The sequence below is a fragment of the Thalassospira sp. GO-4 genome (genome assembly GCF_023588965.1).
Classification (GTDB): domain Bacteria; phylum Pseudomonadota; class Alphaproteobacteria; order Rhodospirillales; family Thalassospiraceae; genus Thalassospira; species Thalassospira povalilytica.
Map to the genome: position 1 here is coordinate 3069077 of NZ_CP097807.1, position 18150 is coordinate 3087226.

Annotated in this window: 17 protein-coding genes; 10 read left to right on the forward strand and 7 right to left on the reverse strand. The window is 54.2% G+C overall.

Annotation, left to right across the window (positions count from 1 at the left end; translation table 11 throughout):
* The first annotated feature begins 36 nt into the window (after nt 1-36).
* A complete protein-coding gene (locus M9H61_RS14235; protein WP_114112115.1) occupies nt 37-591 on the forward strand; it encodes an HD domain-containing protein in 555 nt (184 codons plus the stop codon).
* Nucleotides 592-698: 107 nt separating this feature from the next.
* On the opposite strand, the gene M9H61_RS14240 is transcribed toward M9H61_RS14235, so the two are convergent.
* From M9H61_RS14240 to M9H61_RS14250, 3 genes are all read right to left on the reverse strand, one after another.
* The gene (locus tag M9H61_RS14240) at nt 699-1673 is read right to left on the reverse strand and encodes a quinone oxidoreductase (RefSeq protein WP_101246674.1); all 975 of its coding nucleotides are present in this window, start codon (nt 1671-1673) and stop codon (nt 699-701) included.
* A 151-nt stretch (nt 1674-1824) separates the two neighbouring features.
* Nucleotides 1825-2313, reverse strand: a complete 489-nt coding sequence (locus M9H61_RS14245; protein ID WP_250281162.1) for a methylated-DNA--[protein]-cysteine S-methyltransferase — start codon at nt 2311-2313, stop codon at nt 1825-1827.
* A 94-nt stretch (nt 2314-2407) separates the two neighbouring features.
* Nucleotides 2408-4447, reverse strand: a complete 2040-nt coding sequence (locus tag M9H61_RS14250; protein WP_250281164.1) for a thioredoxin domain-containing protein — start codon at nt 4445-4447, stop codon at nt 2408-2410.
* 293 nt (nt 4448-4740) lie between these two features.
* On the opposite strand from M9H61_RS14250, the gene M9H61_RS14255 reads away from it, so the two are divergent.
* The 7 genes from M9H61_RS14255 to M9H61_RS14285 all read left to right on the forward strand — a co-directional run bounded on the left by M9H61_RS14255 (nt 4741) and on the right by M9H61_RS14285 (nt 12249).
* Nucleotides 4741-4995 carry a DUF6489 family protein gene (locus M9H61_RS14255; protein WP_101246671.1) on the forward strand — a complete coding sequence of 85 codons (255 nt, stop codon included), beginning with the start codon at nt 4741-4743 and terminating at the stop codon, nt 4993-4995.
* Nucleotides 4996-5000: 5 nt separating this feature from the next.
* A complete protein-coding gene (locus M9H61_RS14260; protein WP_228194872.1) occupies nt 5001-5324 on the forward strand; it encodes a ferredoxin in 324 nt (107 codons plus the stop codon).
* 143 nt (nt 5325-5467) lie between these two features.
* Nucleotides 5468-6841, forward strand: a complete 1374-nt coding sequence (gene mnmE, locus M9H61_RS14265) for a tRNA uridine-5-carboxymethylaminomethyl(34) synthesis GTPase MnmE (RefSeq protein ID WP_250281166.1) — start codon at nt 5468-5470, stop codon at nt 6839-6841.
* A 143-nt stretch (nt 6842-6984) separates the two neighbouring features.
* Nucleotides 6985-8892 carry a tRNA uridine-5-carboxymethylaminomethyl(34) synthesis enzyme MnmG gene (gene mnmG, locus M9H61_RS14270; protein ID WP_250281168.1) on the forward strand — a complete coding sequence of 636 codons (1908 nt, stop codon included), beginning with the start codon at nt 6985-6987 and terminating at the stop codon, nt 8890-8892.
* Between the two features lie 503 nt (nt 8893-9395).
* Nucleotides 9396-10211 (forward strand): 16S rRNA (guanine(527)-N(7))-methyltransferase RsmG, encoded by an 816-nt coding sequence (rsmG, locus tag M9H61_RS14275; protein WP_250281176.1) that lies wholly within the window; start codon nt 9396-9398, stop codon nt 10209-10211.
* Nucleotides 10208-11035 (forward strand): ParA family protein, encoded by an 828-nt coding sequence (locus M9H61_RS14280; RefSeq protein WP_250281178.1) that lies wholly within the window; start codon nt 10208-10210, stop codon nt 11033-11035. Before rsmG ends, M9H61_RS14280 begins: the two co-directional genes overlap by 4 nt.
* Nucleotides 11032-12249, forward strand: coding sequence for a ParB/RepB/Spo0J family partition protein (locus M9H61_RS14285; protein ID WP_250281179.1), 1218 nt, complete (start codon nt 11032-11034; stop codon nt 12247-12249). Before M9H61_RS14280 ends, M9H61_RS14285 begins: the two co-directional genes overlap by 4 nt.
* 110 nt (nt 12250-12359) lie before the next feature.
* On the opposite strand, the gene holA is transcribed toward M9H61_RS14285, so the two are convergent.
* The 4 genes from holA to M9H61_RS14305 are packed head-to-tail and all read right to left on the reverse strand — an operon-like array spanning nt 12360 to nt 15072.
* Nucleotides 12360-13391: a DNA polymerase III subunit delta gene (holA, locus tag M9H61_RS14290; RefSeq protein ID WP_101246665.1), complete on the reverse strand. Its 1032-nt coding sequence runs from the start codon at nt 13389-13391 to the stop codon at nt 12360-12362.
* 50 nt (nt 13392-13441) lie between these two features.
* Nucleotides 13442-13948, reverse strand: a complete 507-nt coding sequence (lptE, locus tag M9H61_RS14295) for an LPS assembly lipoprotein LptE (RefSeq protein ID WP_101246664.1) — start codon at nt 13946-13948, stop codon at nt 13442-13444.
* Complete coding sequence (locus tag M9H61_RS14300) at nt 13949-14623, reverse strand: hypothetical protein (protein WP_250281181.1); 675 nt, start codon at nt 14621-14623, stop codon at nt 13949-13951.
* Nucleotides 14624-14628: 5 nt separating this feature from the next.
* A complete protein-coding gene (locus M9H61_RS14305) occupies nt 14629-15072 on the reverse strand; it encodes a DUF3576 domain-containing protein (protein ID WP_371833734.1) in 444 nt (147 codons plus the stop codon).
* A gap of 373 nt (nt 15073-15445) precedes the next feature.
* Between M9H61_RS14305 and M9H61_RS14310 the strand changes: the two genes are divergently transcribed.
* Both M9H61_RS14310 and M9H61_RS14315 read left to right on the forward strand, forming a co-directional pair.
* Nucleotides 15446-16435: a porin gene (locus tag M9H61_RS14310; RefSeq protein WP_250281183.1), complete on the forward strand. Its 990-nt coding sequence runs from the start codon at nt 15446-15448 to the stop codon at nt 16433-16435.
* A 599-nt stretch (nt 16436-17034) separates the two neighbouring features.
* Nucleotides 17035-18060, forward strand: a complete 1026-nt coding sequence (locus tag M9H61_RS14315) for a porin (protein WP_250281187.1) — start codon at nt 17035-17037, stop codon at nt 18058-18060.
* The last annotated feature ends 90 nt before the right edge of the window (nt 18061-18150 follow it).

The window sequence follows — 18150 nt, forward strand, 5'->3', positions numbered from 1 at the left end:
ATCTGGGGATCGTCGTTCACTACCAGATCGCGCTTGATGCAGCTTTTACTCAAATCCGTTGATTTTGCCGCCCGCGCCCATCGGGATCAGCGCCGCAAAGGCCCGGCCGAGGAACCCTATATCAATCACCCGATCGAGGTTTCCCGTCTGATTGTCGAATGTGAACCGCATACCGACGAAGACATTCTGTGTGCCGCAGTGCTCCATGATGTGATCGAGGATTGCGGTGCAACCCGCGACGAAATTGCGTCCTGTTTTAACGACGCCATTGCTGACATCGTACTGGAAGTCAGCGATGACAAGGCATTGCCGCGTGACGAGCGCAAGGCAAAACAGGTCGAAAACGCGCCCAACCTGACAGAAGGTGCCAAACTGGTGCGTCTGGCTGACAAGGTCGCCAATGTCGGGGCGATGCTGACCGATACCCCGATTGGCTGGGACGAAGAGCAGATCCTGGCCTATGTCGATTGGGCCGAGGCCGTGGTCGCCCCGTGCCGCGAAGTCAGTTACGGGCTTTCGGATCGCTTTGATGCCATTGCGCGTGATGTGCGCGCATTTCATCAGGATCGCCAGGAATTGGTCGGCAAATAACCCGCCCGGTTTGATCGGCGGACTGAAATGAACAAAGGCAGGGAATGCACCCTGCCTTTGTCAGAAAATCATTTAATATCAAACCACAATCGGATTTATCCGATCAATCAGACCGTAAAGACAATCGATCCGTTGGTTTTGCGGCCTTCAAGATCGTCATGGGCCTTGGCGGCATCGGCAAGCGGATAGGTCGCGGTGATGTCGATCTTGACGATGCCCGATTTCAGGACGTCGAACAGCTCACCGGCCGATGCCAGAAGCTCTTCACGGGTGGCGTTATAGGTGAAGATGCTTGGTCGGGTCAGGAAATAGGCGCCCGGCGCAAGCTGTGCCAGCGTAACCGGCGGAACCTTGCCCGATGACTGGCCGAAACTGACCATCATGCCCAGACGTTTCAGGCATTTGAGCGAATCTTCGAACGTGTCTTTGCCGACAGAATCATAAACAACTTCAACGCCCTGACCGTTGGTGATTTCCATCACCCGTTCGGAAACCACCTCGTCACGATAAAGGATCGGATAGTCGCAGCCCTTGGCCTTGGCGATTTCGGCCTTTTCCTTTGATCCGACCGTCCCGATCACGGTTGCGCCAAGATGCTTTGCCCACTGGCAGACAATCTGGCCAACACCGCCGGCCGCTGCATGGATCAGGATGGTATCGCCCTTTTGCACCTTATAGGTCCGGCGCAAAAGATATTGCGCGGTCATGCCCTGAAGCATCGCAGCGGCAGCCAGTTCAAAACTGACATCATCAGGGATTTTGACCAGTCCCTTGGCCGGCATCACGCGGGATTCGGCATAGGCACCAAGCGGCTGGGCGGCATAGGCAACCCGGTCGCCGACCGCAAGATCGGTGACACCTTCGCCAACCGCCTCGATCACGCCGGCCCCTTCAAGCCCAAGACCTGATGGCATGGCGGGGGCCGGGTAAACACCGGAACGGAAATAGATATCGATATAGTTCAGACCGATAGCCTTTTGTGCCAGGCGTACTTCACCGGCACCCGGTGCGCCAACTTCCACATCTTCAAAGCGCAGCACATCGCTGCCGCCTGTTTCGTAAAAGCGGAATGCTTTGGTCATGGATGACCTCCCATTGTTCCGTTCTTTTGAACGTCTGTTTCATCAATGGGTTGAGTGTAGGTCAGAAAATCGGGATTTGCAGCAGGGGAGTTATGTATTTCGCTGGGTGAAATTGCCGGGTCAAATTCGCCTGCAAAAGCCATCGGTCGGTCTAAAGATCAAAGCTTCCCTGATCATCGCCGATGACAAGTTCGACCCCTTCGATCTTGAGCAAATCACGTTTGGTTTCCAATCCGCCCTGGCCGGAATAGCCACCCGGCTTGTCACCGCTGGCAAGAACACGGTGGCAGGGGATGATAATCGGGATCGGGTTCATTCCGCATGCCGTTCCGACCGACTGGAAGGCCTTGGGCGATCCGGCCGCGGTCGCCAAGTCCTTGTAGGTTGCGGTTTTGCCCCTAGGGATCTTGCACATGGCGTCCCAGACGGCCTTCTGGAAGTCGGTACCATCGGGTGCCAAAGGCAGGTCAAAGGCATCCAGCTGCCCGGAAAAATAGGCATTGAGCTGCTTCTTGGCTTCTTCGAGGACCGGACTGGTTTCCATCTCGTCGACAAATCCCCAGTCAAGGGCGACGATCTGACCATCAAATTCGAAAATCGTGATCGCGCCAACCGGGCTGTTCATCGAAATCTGGGGCATGGAACATACTTTCAGATATTGGTGGCACTTGTTGCTCGTACTTATCGGTCGTACTGGCGCGGCGCCAAGTGCAGACTGTGATTATGATGGCGACTTATGCCGGGTTGGCAGGCAGTCCGGCAAGCAGTTTGGCAAGATCTTCTGCGTTCGTTACAGGTTCGGAACAAACCGGACCCTGACAGACATAGGCGGTTTCCCTGCCACCGATCGCGGTTTTTCCCTCGGCCGGATGTCCGGCGGGCAGGGGATCACCATTACCAAGGATGGTAATCGCCCGGTTGGGCAGATATTGGCCAAAAATCGCCCGGCGCATATCAAGATATGTTTGGCTGCGTTCCTTGGCGATCAGCACAATCTGAACCGGGTTTTGCAACATTTCGGCGGCCAGAAGCAATCCGGGCATGTTGGGGAACTGTTCGGCAATGCGCCCGCCAAAGGCCGAAAGGGTGATTTCGGCACGATCACGGTATTTGGTGTCGCCGGTCAGCGCATATAGCTTCGCCAGGTTTTGGGCCATGATCGCATTGCCCGACGGCACGGCATTATCCATGAACGGTTTTTGACGGACCACCAGATCGCTGGCATCTGAGGCCGACTGGAAATAGCCGCCCTTGGCATCGGCAAACAGGTCTTCGACCGTTTCCGACCAGGCAATCGCATCGCGCAGATAGGCATCCTCGCCAAAGCATTCAAACAGACGCAGGGCTGCGCGGATCATATGGGCATAATCTTCGAGCATCCCGGCATGCTGGGCACGGCCTTCGCGGTAGCTGTGCAGGAAGCGACCATCCTTCATCAGGCTGTTGGTGACGAAATTGAAGGCAAGCTTGGCGTAATCAAGCCAGTCGGCACGGTGGAAGGTCATGGCCGCCTCGGCGAGGGCGGCAATTGTCATGGCGTTCCAGTCGGTCAGCGCCTTGTCATCCCAGCCCGGACGAACGCGGTAGGCCCGTGCGGCAAGAAGCTTTTCACGCAATTGCGCAAGCTTTGCCTCGGTTGCGTCATCGGCAAGCGAAAGCCCCGATTTGGTGCGGTTCAGGATATTGTGATGTTCCCAGTTGCCACGGGCAGAAACATCATAGAATTTTTTGAAAAGTGCGGCATCATCGCCAAGAAGGTCATCGATCTCGGCCTCTGACCAGACATAGAACTTGCCTTCGACCCCTTCGCTGTCGGCATCAAGGCTTGCAGTAAAGGCCCCGCCGGGAATGCGCATTTCGCGCAAGATCCAAGTGATGGTTTCCTCGATGCGGCGGGCATAAAGCGGATTGCCATCGACGCGCCAGACATCGCACAACAGATCAATCAGCTGGGCGTTGTCATAAAGCATCTTTTCGAAATGCGGCACCAGCCATTGATCATCAACCGCATAGCGGGCAAACCCGCCGCCCAGATGATCATAAATGCCGCCCTGGCACATGCGATCAAGGCTGTGTTTGACGATCCGTCCAAGATCGGCGTCGCCGGTTCGGACCCCGGTTCGCCAGATCAGCGACAACAGGCTTGGCTGCGGGAATTTTGGCGCACCGCCGGTACCGCCATTTTCCCCGTCCATAATTTGCAAGCAGCCACGCCCGCAGCGATCAATCATTTCAAGACCGGGAACAGATCCGGTCGCACCGCTGTTCATTTTGATCAGGGCGTTTGATATCTGGGTGACGTTGTGGCGCACATCATCGGGCTTGTCGGTATAAATCTTTGACACTGTCTTGAGCACATCATCAAATCCGGGTCGACCATAGCGGGCTTCTTTCGGGAAATAGGTCCCGCCCCAGAACGGTTCACCATCGGGCGTCAGGAACATGGTCAATGGCCAGCCGCCCTGTTGGCCCAGAAGGGCCAGCGCATTCTGATAAATCGCATCAAGGTCCGGGCGTTCTTCCCGGTCGAGCTTGATATTGATGAACAGGTCATTCATCAGGGCAGCCATGTCATCATCTTCGAAACTTTCATGGGCCATGACATGGCACCAGTGACAGGCGGCATAGCCGATCGACAGCAGGATCGGCTTGTTGGCTGCCTTGGCTGCGGCCAGAACTTCGGCACTCCAGGGTTGCCAATGCACCGGATTGTCACGGTGTTGCAGAAGATAGGGGCTGGTTTCCGACCCAAGATTGTTCCGTGTAAGTTCCATGTCGTGTCCTGTGCCACCGGTTGGCTCAATATTGGCGGGGCGGCATTATCGTTGTGGCGTGTCCGATGGTGATCGAATGATGAACAGATCACGACGGACAATGCTGTTAAGAGGGACTCTAAGGCCTATGGCATCATTCATAAAGGCAATTGGCAGTAATCTTTGTCTCAAATTCGTGATATTGCCGGGAAATGATCCAATATGCTGCCAATATGGTTATTGTGATTGAGATGGCAGGCAGGCGCGCCATAATGATGCGGACAAAAATCAGAAAATAAAAGGAGATCAGGGCGATGAAAGTAACCGTGAACATTGATTGCACCCCCGAAGAGGCCCGCACCTTCTTTGGGCTTCCTGATGTTCAGCCGATGCAGAAGGCCATGATGAAAGAGGTCGAAGACCGCATGAAGGCCAATTTGGCGGCAATGGATCCCGAAACGATGCTTAATACCTGGCTCCCGCAGGGTATCCAGAATTGGGAACAGCTTCAGAAAGCGTTCTGGGGACAGTTCAACGGATCAACGGGCGGAAGCGGTGACAAGGACTGAACCAAGTGACTGACCACTACTATCAGGCGCATGTTTTTGTGTGCCAGAACGAACGCCCGGCTGGCCATGAGCGGGGCTGTTGCAATTCCAAGGGCGCGACCAAGCTTCGCAATTACATGAAAGTCCGCGCCAAGGAACTCGGCATTCCGATGACCCGGATCAACACGGCCGGATGTCTGGACCGGTGCGAGCTGGGCCCGGTGATGGTGATTTATCCGGAAGGGACCTGGTATCGGTACGAGACGATAGAAGATATTGACGCCATTCTTGATGATCACCTGGTCGGTGGTCAGGTGGTCGAAAGATTGCAGCTTTCGCCGGATCAATAAGAATTCAAACGGTCCCTTTGTCGGGGCCGTTTTCTTTTGCACTGTTAAAACCCTGTTGGTGAAGACTGCGCTATGTTGACCTTTGCGCGCGACTGAACGATATCGACAGCACGAACCGAAACCACAAGATTGAACGATCCATCATGATTGCAAGCCGAGAAACCATCTTTGCCCTGTCATCCGGGGCCGGGCGTGCCGGTGTGGCCGTGATCCGCCTTTCGGGGCCGTTATCCGGGCAGACGCTTTGTGCGCTTTTGGGACGTGATGCGCTGCCCAAGCCACGCCATGCGGTTTACGCCCCGATCCGTGATCCGCAATCGGGCGAGCGTCTTGATGATGCGGTGGCGATCTATTTTGCCGGCCCGGCAAGCTTTACCGGTGAAGATGTGGTTGAGCTGCATGTTCATGGCGGACGTGCCGTGATCGAAGGCGTTCTTGATTGCCTGTCGCGTCAAGACGGGCTGCGCATTGCCGAACCGGGCGAATATACCAGACGGGCCTTTGAAAACGGCAAGATGGACCTGACATCGGCCGAAGGGATCGCTGATCTGATTGATGCGGAAACCGCGGCACAGCGTCGCCAGGCCGTGCGTCAGATGGCCGGTGAGCTTGGTACGCTTTATGAAGGCTGGCGCGCACGCCTGATGAAGGCATTGGCCCATATCGAGGCCGATATTGATTTCCCTGATGAAGATCTTCCCGACGGGATTGTACCGGTGGTGCATGGCGATCTGCGTGCGGTGAATGACGAGGTCAAACGCCATCTGGCTGATAACCGCCGGGGCGAACGCCTGCGCGAAGGGTTCCAGATCGTCATTCTTGGCGCGCCCAATGCCGGGAAATCGAGCCTTCTTAACCGTCTGGCACAGCGCGATGCGGCAATTGTTTCCGAGATTGCCGGGACCACGCGCGACATGATCGAGGTTCATCTTGATCTTGGCGGTTTCCCGGTGACCATGGTCGATACTGCGGGCCTGCGCGAAAGCGGTGATGTGATCGAAAGCGAAGGGGTGCGTCGTGCGACCGAGCGGGCAGAGAATGCCGATCTCAGACTCGTTGTTGTCGATCGTGCCGACTGGCCCCATATCGATCCCGAAGCCGCCCGGCTGATTGATGCAAAGACCATCATCCTGATCAACAAGGTTGATGGCAGCGATGCGGATGATATCCCGTCCGTCTGGCAGGGTGCTTCGGTTGAAGGGGATCGCCTGGAGCTTCCCGTTTTGGCCATATCGGCCATGACCGGGCAGGGGGTCGAAAGCCTCTTGCAACTGCTGGAAACTCGCGTAAAAGAGGGGCTCGATTTTGCCGGGCCCGTGCCTTTGACAAGGCTGCGACACCGGCGTGCACTTGAAAGTGCCAGCGATCATCTTGATCGCGGATTGCAGACCGAAATCGCAGAACTTGCTGCCGAGGATGTTCGCCTGGCAGTACGCGAGATCGGCAAGATTACCGGACGTGTCGATGTGGAAGACTTGCTCGATATTATCTTCGGGGACTTCTGTATCGGAAAATAAGATCAGGGAAGAGTCGCTATAGATCGAGCCCTGCGATTGTTTCACGTGAAACATTGGTCCATTGACCGGACCTGATAAGCCTATTCGAACTGCAAAGGTTCAAACCCGCCACATATCGGTGTGGGGATTGAGTGAGGAATTCGATGTCACAGAATGTGTCGCACAACCGTTTTGATGTGATTGTTGTTGGCGGTGGCCATGCCGGATGTGAGGCTGCGGCTGCTGCTGCGCGCATGGGGGCAGCAACGGCGCTGGTGACCCATCGCGCTGATCGCATCGGTGAAATGTCCTGCAACCCGGCCATCGGTGGTTTGGGCAAGGGACATATGGTGCGCGAAGTTGATGCGCTTGACGGTGTGATGGGGCGCGCCATTGACCGTGCCGGTATTCAGTTCCGTATGCTCAACCGGTCCAAGGGGCCGGCCGTACGGGGTCCGCGCGCACAGGCCGATCGCAAGCTTTATCGCGAAGCGGTTCAGGATATCCTCGCCAATCAGGAAAACCTCACGATCCTTGAAGGCGGGGTTGAAGACCTGATCATTGACGCGAACAATCGCGTGGCCGGTGTCATCACCGGCGACGGCATTGAATATCGTGCCGGTGCGGTGGTGCTGACCACGGGTACCTTCCTGCGCGGTCTTATTCATATTGGCGAAAAGACCACGCCGGCCGGGCGTATTGGTGATGCCCCGGCAATGGGTCTTTCCGAGACGCTGGAAAAATATGATTTCAAACTGGGCCGATTAAAGACCGGTACGCCGGCACGTCTGGATGGCCGCACCATCGATTGGGCAAGTTTGCAGGAACAGCTTGGCGACAATCCGCCGGATCCGTTTTCCTTCCTGACCAAGGAAATTACGGTGCCCCAGATCCCGTGTCATATGACCTGGACGACCGAGGCCACCCACGAAATCATTCGTGCCAACCTGCATCGCGCCCCGATGTATAGCGGCCAGATCAAAAGCAGCGGTCCGCGTTATTGCCCGTCGATCGAAGACAAGGTCGTGCGCTTTGCCGAGAAGAACCAGCATCAGATTTTCCTCGAACCTGAAGGGCTCGACGATCCGACCGTCTATCCGAACGGCATTTCGACCTCACTCCCCGAAGAAGTGCAGCTGGCCATGCTTGCCACCATTCCGGGTCTGGAAAAGGTCGAGATTTTCCGCCCCGGTTATGCTGTCGAATATGACTTCGTTGATCCGCGCGAATTGCGTCATACGCTGGAAACCAAAAAAGTCGCCGGTCTGTTCTTTGCCGGACAGATCAATGGCACGACCGGCTATGAAGAAGCAGCCGGACAGGGCCTGATTGCCGGGGTCAATGCGGCACTGGTCGCCGATGGTGGCGAACGTGAATTCGTGCTCGATCGGGCGGATGCCTATATTGGTGTGATGATCGATGACCTGGTGACCTTGGGGACCCGCGAACCGTATCGCATGTTTACATCGCGTGCGGAATATCGACTGATGTTGCGCGCCGATAACGCCGATCAGCGTCTGACGGATCGCGGTCTTGATATTGGCTGTATTGCGTCAACCCGCGAACAGGTGTGGGGGGCAAAGAAAGCTGCCTTGCAATCCGCAAAGGATGAAGTTTCGGCCCTGACGGAAACGCCCAATGGTCTGGCCAAGTTTGATATCAGGATCAATCAGGACGGTGTGCGGCGATCTGCATATGACCTTCTGGCCTATCCCGATATCGATTTTGATACCTTGACCCGCGTGTGGCCGCAGCTTGGCGAGCTTGCTCCGGCGATCAAGGAACAGGTGGCGATCGATGCGCAATATAAAGGATATCTTGACCGGCAGGCCGCAGACATCGCCGCGTTCCGGCGAGACGAAGAATTGCGTTTGCCGCGTGGCCTTGATTTTGATTCTGTCGGAAGTCTGTCTGCTGAAATCCGGTTGAAGCTCAAGGAAATTCAACCTGAAACGATTGGGGCCGCGTCACGTATTCCGGGCGTAACACCGGCAGCGGTAACAGCATTGCTTGGCCATATCAAAAGCCACAAGCATCGTGGCAGCGATGACAAGGCGGCCAAAAGCGCCTAGTAACACCTGATCAAATTCATCTGCAAGGGCCCGGTTGAGCAATCATCCGGGCCTTTTTGCGTTCTTCGTTCTGAATGACCGCCAGAACAACTGCACCAGGTTCTTTCTTGGGAGCCGCATCAGGACATTTTATTAGCAGCTTAATTGGCAACGCCTCCTTATCGGGCCGGGCGTGCATGCGGGACAGTTGGTTTACCGAAAATCCGCCGCCGCTGACCTAACAGATTGGCAGGTATCTGTGCCGTGAGATGGGAGCGATACACGACCGGGGCCGGGCAACTTTGTGGGTGGTTCTTTGGGGTAAAGTGCGGGCAGGGCGCTTGCGGTGATCAGGGCAGATCTCGTGAATGTCGGGATATTGTTGGCTTACACTGCGTTGGCTTGGGTAGGTGCACAAGCTGGAAAGCGGCATGCGTATAGTAATGTTTCACGTGGAACATTCTTTGGTGCATCTACTAATCCATGGCTGGGCAGGGAACTATTGTCGGACGCGGCGACAGGCGATGGCTACGACACCAAGTCTATCTTTTGACCATCTGGCTTCTCGATTTCTGATAATTGATGTTTCACGTGAAACATTCGAGCCGACTTTTATCGATTTTTTGCGTCGCGACGCGATGAAAAACGCAAAACGTCAAAAATCAAGTCTGGTGTGTCTTTCAAACTGGACGTATAAATCATTTATGCAATCCATTTCCGCACCCGTAAAAACGTGGTTCGAACGCGATTTGAATGTTTCACGTGAAACATTGGACCGTTTGAACCAATACGCAGACCTTGTCGTCAAATGGCAGCCACGTATTAACATCGTTGGCGCCAGTACGGCTGAAGACGTTTGGGGACGTCATTTACAGGATTCTGCGCAGCTTTGGCCATATCTGCAGGATGTTGCTGCAGAGGGTAAAATCGTTGATTTCGGCTCTGGTGCCGGATTCCCGGGCATCGTTTTGGCCATTCTTGGGGCGGGCAACGTCACCATGATGGAATCCAATACCAAAAAAACGGTGTTCCTGATGGAAGCAGCCCGGGTTTGTAATGTTTTGGCACAGACGGAAATTGCCCGCGAACGGATCGAAGCCGCAGCACCGCGCGCGGCCGATGTGATTACGGCGCGCGCCTTTGCACCGCTGCCAAAATTGCTGGAATTGGGACAAAGACATTTGAAAGCCGGTGGCCATTATGTGCTGCTGAAGGGACGTGCCTTTGAGGATGAGCTGGCGGATGCACGAAACGCTGGTTGGTCGTTTGATGTAACCACGCATGCCAGTCTGGTGGATCCGGATGGAGTCGTGATGATCTTAAAAGGAGTTGGCCGGTGACTGATGTAATTGACTTGCCGCTTTCCGCCCAGTCACAAGGGGCAGGGCATCGTCCGCGTATCATTGCGGTTGCTAACCAGAAGGGGGGCGTTGGTAAAACAACCACCACCATCAATCTGGCGACGGCGCTTGCTGCGGTTAATCAACGTGTTCTGATTGTTGACCTTGATCCGCAGGGCAATGCCAGCACCGGTTTGGGGTTGCGTCCGTCGGATCGTCAGATCAGTTCCTATGACGTCCTGATCAATGGCAATTCGGTGGAAGAAGCGCGTCAGGAAACCGCGATCCCGCGTTTGACGATTGTGCCGTCCGGCATGGACTTGTCCGGTGCCGAGATCGAACTGGTTGATTTTGAACGTCGCGAGATGCAGCTGAAAGAATCCCTGGGCAAGTTGCCGCAGGATGTTGATTACGTGCTGATCGACTGCCCGCCGTCGCTTGGCCTTTTGACCTTGAATGCGCTGGTGGCGTCTGATGCGGTTCTTGTGCCGTTGCAGTGCGAATTCTTTGCCCTTGAAGGGGTCAGTCATCTGGTTCGCACCATCAAACGTGTCAAAAAGGCATTTAACCCGGATCTGGAAATCCAGGGCATTGTTCTGACCATGTATGACAAGCGCAACAACCTGTCGGCACAGGTTGCCAATGACGTACGCGACTATTTCGGTGACGTGGTGTATCGCACTGTCATTCCGCGCAATGTTCGTGTCTCCGAGGCCCCCAGTCACGGGACGCCGGTTCTGGTTTACGACATGAAATGCCCGGGATCACGGGCCTATCTTAATCTGGCAAGCGAAGTCCTGAAACGCGAAGGGGTTAAAGCATGAGCGAAGCAAAAAAACGCGGCTTGGGGAGAGGACTGTCTGCACTTCTGGGTGAAGATGACGAAGATGTCGGCGTTGCGGTTGCCGCAGGCGGTGAAGCATCGGCTGGTGGTCATCCGGGGCCGGGCGGCACCACACAGCTGATTGCCATTACGGATTTGAAGCCGTCACCATTCCAGCCGCGCAGCAATTTTGATGACGAAGCCATTGATGATCTGGCTGCCTCGATCCGCGAAAAGGGGATCATTCAGCCGATTCTGGTGCGTGCGTCTTCTACGGGCGAAACCACCTATGAAATCATCGCGGGTGAGCGTCGCTGGCGCGCGGCACAGCGGGCACAATTACATGAAGTTCCTGTGCTGGTGCGTGATTTCGATGATCGCGAAACAGCCGAAATTGCCCTTATCGAGAACCTTCAGCGTCAGGATCTGTCGCCGCTTGAAGAGGCCGAAGGCTATAACCGCCTGATGAACGAGTTCTCGCACACCCAGGAAGCACTGGGTCAGGCGCTTGGCAAAAGCCGTAGTCACATTGCCAACAGCTTGCGCTTGCTGGGACTGCCAGCGCCGATCAAGCAAATGCTGTCTGACAAGGTTCTGAGCTCCGGCCATGCCCGGGCATTGTTGGGGGCGGAAAATGCTGTCGAGCTTGCAGCCCAGATTGTCAAAAAGGGATTGAATGTTCGCCAGACAGAAAAGTTGGTGAAAACCGACGGTGGCAAGGCATCCCGCCCCAAAAAAGCATCTGGTGGGGCTTCTGCGCACAAAGACCCAGATACTGTGGCCCTTGAACGTGACCTTAGCAACATGTTGGGGTTGGCGGTAAATATTGATTTTGATGGCGCGGCTGGAAAAATCTCTATTCGCTATGAAACGCTTGAGCAGCTTGATGACATTTTGCAACGGCTTACACATGGGAAGGCCCATGATCTGACCGGAGATGAAGACAGTTCATCAATATCCGACTCGGACGAGAATGAATTCGATTCGATGTTTATCGAAGACGATGACCCGGCCGCAGACGACGAAGATCCGGAAGAGAAGCTGACCGCGGAACTTGAAAGCATCGCCGATGCTACTTTGCCGGAAAGCGATGGCGAGGATGACGGGATTGATCTTGATGCCGTCGTCGATGGACCGGAAGGCGACACGCCAATCGAATCCGATGCGATCGATGAAGACGAGCTTGATGAGTTGATTATAACCGACAAGGCATGACGGGTGTTGTCGGTTATTCGGCGACAAAGATCATCTCGCCACAAAAAAACGGGCCATCCGATCGGTGGCCCGTTTTTAATTGGTATCAATAAAATATTCAATGAAAGCAGTTACCGCCGTGCCTGTTTCTGGCGGGCGACGGCAACCTTGATCATGGCGCGATGGGCAATGGTTTCCGGGATGGCCAGACCGCTTTTACAGTCCTTTTCGGCCTCAAGCAGAATTTGCAGGGCACGTTGCAGGTTATTTACCGCCCAATTGTTCAGATTGGCACGAAACTGGTCAGCTGCCTTGAAAAACAAGGGTGGGCGCAGGGACTTCATTGCCTGATCGGCATTGGTACCTTGGGCAACCAGGCCCTTTACCAGATGCAATTTCTGGAAATAGCTGATCATCATGCGCAATGCGCCGACCGGGTTGAGACCTTCTTCCACCAGTCGGGTCAGTGCTGCATCAAGATTGACGACATTGCCCTGTGAAACGGCCTGAATGACATCGTCATAATGGCGGGCGGAACTGTCGCCGACACAGGCCATCGCGTCGGCCAATGTGACCTGGCCGTCTTTGAGCGCATAAAGTGCAAGCTTTTCAAGCTCGCTTCGTGAAATCATGCGGTCGGATCCGAGATTTGCCACCAGATAGCGCGTGGCATCACGATCGATCCGCAACTTGTGTTCTTCCATGATCGACTGGATCAGGGTTTCGATGTCACGACCGCTATCGGCATAACAGGGCAGGGCCATGCCATTGCCGGCTTTTTCGACCGCCTGACGCAGTTTGGATTTCGATGCAAGGCTGCCGGCTTCAATAACAATCAGGGCGTCGCCAGCCGGATCGGCCAGAAAGTCTGCGATAATCGGGGCTTGTGCTTCGCCAATGTCGCGGATGCGGATCACCCGCCGTCCACCGCCAAAGCTGATCGCGGCGGCCTCATCACGAAGGCGTCCGGCATCTTCCTTAAGCTGCGGGATGCCAAGTTCGATCACCCGAAACGGATCCTTGAGATCCTCGACAACGGTTTTAGCCAGGCGCACGGCGCGTTCGCGCACAAGGCCTTCATCCTCGCCATAGATCAGGATCAGCTGTGCCTTGGCATCGGGACTGCGTAAAAAGGTTTCGACTTGGGCTGCCTTGAGCTTCATGAAGCGTCTTGGTTATCCTGGTATCGGGTGCAGAAATTACAGAACGGGATTTATTGCGATCTCAGGCCGATTGCGACCTGGTTGGCAAGCTGATTGGCCAAAGTCCGTGCGGCATCGGCCTGTGCGGCGCTTTCGGCTTCGATGGTTGCGAAATCGGAATCGACAATATTGTAACTGGTACGGGTTCTGACATTGCCCTTGCGCAGGACCTTTGAATCCTGCCGGCGCGTCAGTTCATATGTTGCCGTGATCAGGTAATCGGCGATTGTCGCTTCGTTGTCTTTGGTAAAGCCCTGTTCACTGGTCGATTCGCTCAGTGTGACTTTAAGGTCATACAAGGGGGTCTTGCTTTGCCCCCGCGGGGTCAGGGTCTCGACCAAGGCATTGCGCGTGACCTGACCGACACGGTCATTAATCAGGGCAACTTTGACAAGTGCCATGTTTGCAGCGGTGTTGTAATTGTCGCCCCCTGTTGCGTAAAGCGGCCGGAAGCCGCAGGCACTCAGGGTCGTCAGGGCAACAAGTGCCAAAACCGGTAGAATCGCGCGCATTTTCATTCAATCAAGCCTTCTGTCTTTCGGGCCAGCGATCAGGCCTTGCCGCCACAATAGTTCGGTTCCGATAAAAGGGCAAAACAGAGTTAGATTGGCAAGAAAAGAATGGTGCGTCCGGTTTGATCGTGCCGACGTGGAATTATCCTCCGACTCGAGGTCGCGGAAGCTTTGACGCAACAGGGCAATTGCCAGATTGTTTCGGCCTTCATCAATGGCTGTGATGATTTCCGAGGTTGAGGATTCTTTGATGCCGCCGTGCGGCATTCTTTCGGAAAAATTCGTACATGTTCGCCAAACCTGACGCAGCCAGCGCCAATGACCAACCAGACTGTTGTGACTTATTTGCAATGGACGGTGAATGGGAACATCCGCCAGCAAAGCCAGTGATAGGGTATCGAGGCCAACTTCGCGATATAGCTGCTGCGCATCGGGGCTCACCGACTCCGTCGTGACCTTGGCATCTTTTTGCAAAACGGGCTTCTTTATCTGGTCACCCTGGCTTTGGGTGACCGTTGCTTGCGCGATGACATGATCAAACATTGCACGACGCAACGCTGAAAGGTCTTTTGACAGGGCGGCGTACAGCGCTGGGTACTGGCTGCGCATGACGAACCCCCAGTCGCGTTCAAGCGAGTGGGGGTTGAATTCGGGCGATATATATAAGGCGTCCTGTGCCATTAACCCTATTGGGCATTTGCACTGTCGATGCGCAGCTGGCGGGCACGGGTCAGGATCGCATCTTCAAGAGAGGTAACCGTCCCCGCTTCGACCACCGCATCCTGCCACTGATTCGGACCGACATTGACCTGACGGAATACCGAAACCTTGATGGCATCGGATCGCAATGCTGTACCGAGAATATACGCGGTCAGTTTGAAGCGTTCATTCGGGGTCTCTGCCGGAGAATACCAGTCGGTAATGATCACACCGCCAAACGGGTCGGCAGAATTAAGGGGCATGAATGACAGCGTATCAAGTGTGGCACGCCACAAGAAGCTGTTGACACCGATGCCGGATCCACCTGCGCCCGGCTTGGCCTCTTCGCCACCGAAAATGTTCAGGCCATCACCACCGAACAGAGATCCTTGTTCTTTCAGGTCGGCGCGCGTTGCTTTGCGGCCATTCACTTTCTGATCTCCAGGAGCAGACCCAGGAAAACTGTCATAGTCAGCTTGTGATCCAGCACAGCTTGCCAAAAAGGCAGAAAGTGCAGCAATAGTCGCGAATTTGGCGAAAGAACTGTTCACGGTGTAGCCCTTAATATCGAGTGTCGTTCAGCAGTTGCCCGCACTATAAGGCGGATGGCGCGCCGGGCAAATAAAAACATGTGTGGTTTTTGTGCAACATGATGTGAAAAATGTCGCATTTTGATCACAGTATCGTTGACGACAGCAAAAAATACTGGCTCCATAACGTCGAACCGAGCGGCAATAACAAAAAAGCTGCTCACCTAATTTTGTTATGCGCTCAAGCGCATTTGCAAAGACGTTGAGGGAAAAGATGAAAAAGATTCTGGTAGCTTCCAGCGCACTCGTCGCTGTTGCTTTCGCAGGCCAGGCACAGGCTTCTGAGAAAATCAGCCTGTCGCTCGGTGGTTTCATGGAACAGTGGGTCGGTGTTGCTGATGAAGACAACAACGCTGAAGGCAAAAACAAGTTCCAGTCCGATACCGAAGTTCACTTCAAAGGTGCAACCACCCTTGATAACGGCATCGAAGTTGGCGTAGCAATCGAATTCGGTATCGAAGGCGGTGACAACGCAACTGACGAACAGTACCTGTATGTCAATGGCGGTTTCGGTCAGGTTAAGCTTGGTGCCGAAGATGGCGCAGCTGGCGACATGACCATTTCTGCTCCGGCAGTTGGTCCGGTTGGCGCAAATGACGGTGACCTGACCAAGTGGATCAGCACCTCGAACATGCCGAACAACAGCTGGGACGATGGTGACGACAACAAACTCACCTATTACACCCCGGTATTTGGCGGTTTCCGCGCTGGTGTTTCCTACACCGACTCTGCTGATGCAGAAGCTAATGACCAGACCACCAACGGTCGTGAAGTTGTTTCCGGTGGCGTAGAATATAACGGTGACTTCGATGCCGTTTCTGTTTCTGTTGCTGCAACCGGCGAAAGCAAAAACGAAGGTGAGTGGTACAACATTGGTGCAAATGTTGGTTTCGCGAACTTCGTAGTTGGCGCTTCTTACGGTGAGAAAGACAAAGAGTTCGGCACCACCACCGGTACTTATGATGTTGATGGTTTCGATGTTGGTGTTTCCTATGCAATGGACGCAGCAACCGTTTCCGCAACCTATGCTTTCTCTGACTATGGTAACGGCGAAGTTGCTGCTGCTGACCTCGGTCTTGCTTACACCCTCGGTGCTGGCGTGACCTGGAAGTCCTCGATCTTCTGGTTCGAAGACGATGCAGACAACAACACCAACGACAACGACGGTTTCGGCGCTGTTACTGGTCTTGCTCTCTCCTTCTAATCCATACCGGATTAGCTGAAGAATTGAAGGAGGCGGATTTTCCGCCTCCTTCTTTTTTTGGCTGACTTACTGAATGCCGAAGTCTTAATTCTTTGAGTCGAGGCTTGCGCTTTAGAATTCCGATCGACGGCTTAAATTTGGCAATGACAGTGTCTGTCAGACATTTGCAGTTCGGCTTTATCGTGAAGCCATAAGCCGACTCGTCCAGATCAATATCATTTTTGAACCGATATGTTCTGATCTAAACCTAGGATTGGGGCGAGCGGGTACGAGTCATCATGGGCTTGCATGTCATTTGATCATTTTTGCGTCATTAATTTCCTGAAATAACTGACCATGTGATATTTATTAGTGAATTAATATTCAGACGATACGTAAGTTATCTAAAAATGACTATTAATCAATTAACTAGTACGAATTATCAGCAATATAAAGCTTAAAAGTGTGGTTAAAATGCAACACTGCGATATTTAAATGACCTATAGTCGGTTATCTTTGTTGACCAATGGTCATTAACTGGCTTTTATGTCCCTCGACAGATTGAAGGGCCGCTCGGTTCAACCCCTTCATTCCCGAAACGTCATTCTTTGAGGGTAAAGATGAAAAAGATTCTTTTTGCTTCCAGCGCGCTCGTCGCTGTAGCTGTTGCAGGTTCCGCACAGGCTTCTGAAAAAATCCAGCTCCAGGTTGGTGGTTACATGGAACAGTGGATCGGTATGTCTGACGCAGATAACACCGCTTCCGGTGGCCGTTACAACGCTTTCCAGTCCGATACCGAAGTTCACTTCAAAGGTAACACTACCCTTGATAACGGCATCGAAGTTGGCGCAGTGATTGAGCTCGAAGGTGAAACCTCCGGCGATCAGGTCGACGAACAGTACCTTTACATCAATGGTGGCTTCGGTCGCATTGAAATGGGCAAAAACGACAGTGCTGCCGATGCAATGGGCATCACCGCACCGTCTGTTGGCCCGGTTGGGGTAAACGATGGCGATATGAGCAACTGGGTTGACGCATATCTGATTGACACCGTTCGCTCGAGCGGTGACCAGAACCGTGTAACCTACTACACTCCGTCGCTTGGTGGCTTCCGTGCAGGCGCGTCCTTCGCTGACGATAGCCAGCGCAACGGCGCAAGCAGCTACAACGACAAAAATGGTGGCGGCGATAACATCGTTTCTGCTGGCGTTGAATACAATGCCGATTTCAATGGCTGGTCGCTCGGCCTCTCAGCAACTGGTGAAGATGCAGGCGAAGGCGCTTGGTACGGCGCTGGTGCAAACGTAGGCTTCGGCAACTTCACCGTCGGTGGTTCTTACGGCCATACCGAAGATGACTACGCCCTTGCTGATGGTCGTGAACTCGACGCATATGACATCGGTGTTTCCTATGCGATGGACGCTGCAACCATCTCGTTGAGCTATGGTTACGAAGAAGTTGACCGCGAAGGTGATATCAGCGCAGTTGACCTTGGTCTTGCTTACAGCCTTGGTGCTGGCGTGACCTGGAAATCCTCGATCTTCTGGTTTGACCAGAAAGCTGACAGCACCAACACTGGCGTAACCGACCTGACTGCTGACAATGACGGCTACGGCGCTGTTACCGGTCTGGTTCTGAACTTCTAATTCTTCGGAATTGGATACAGACGTGGAAAGGGTGGCTTATGCCACCCTTTCTTTTTTGCACAGCTTGCCGAGATTTTCAGATGCCGAGAA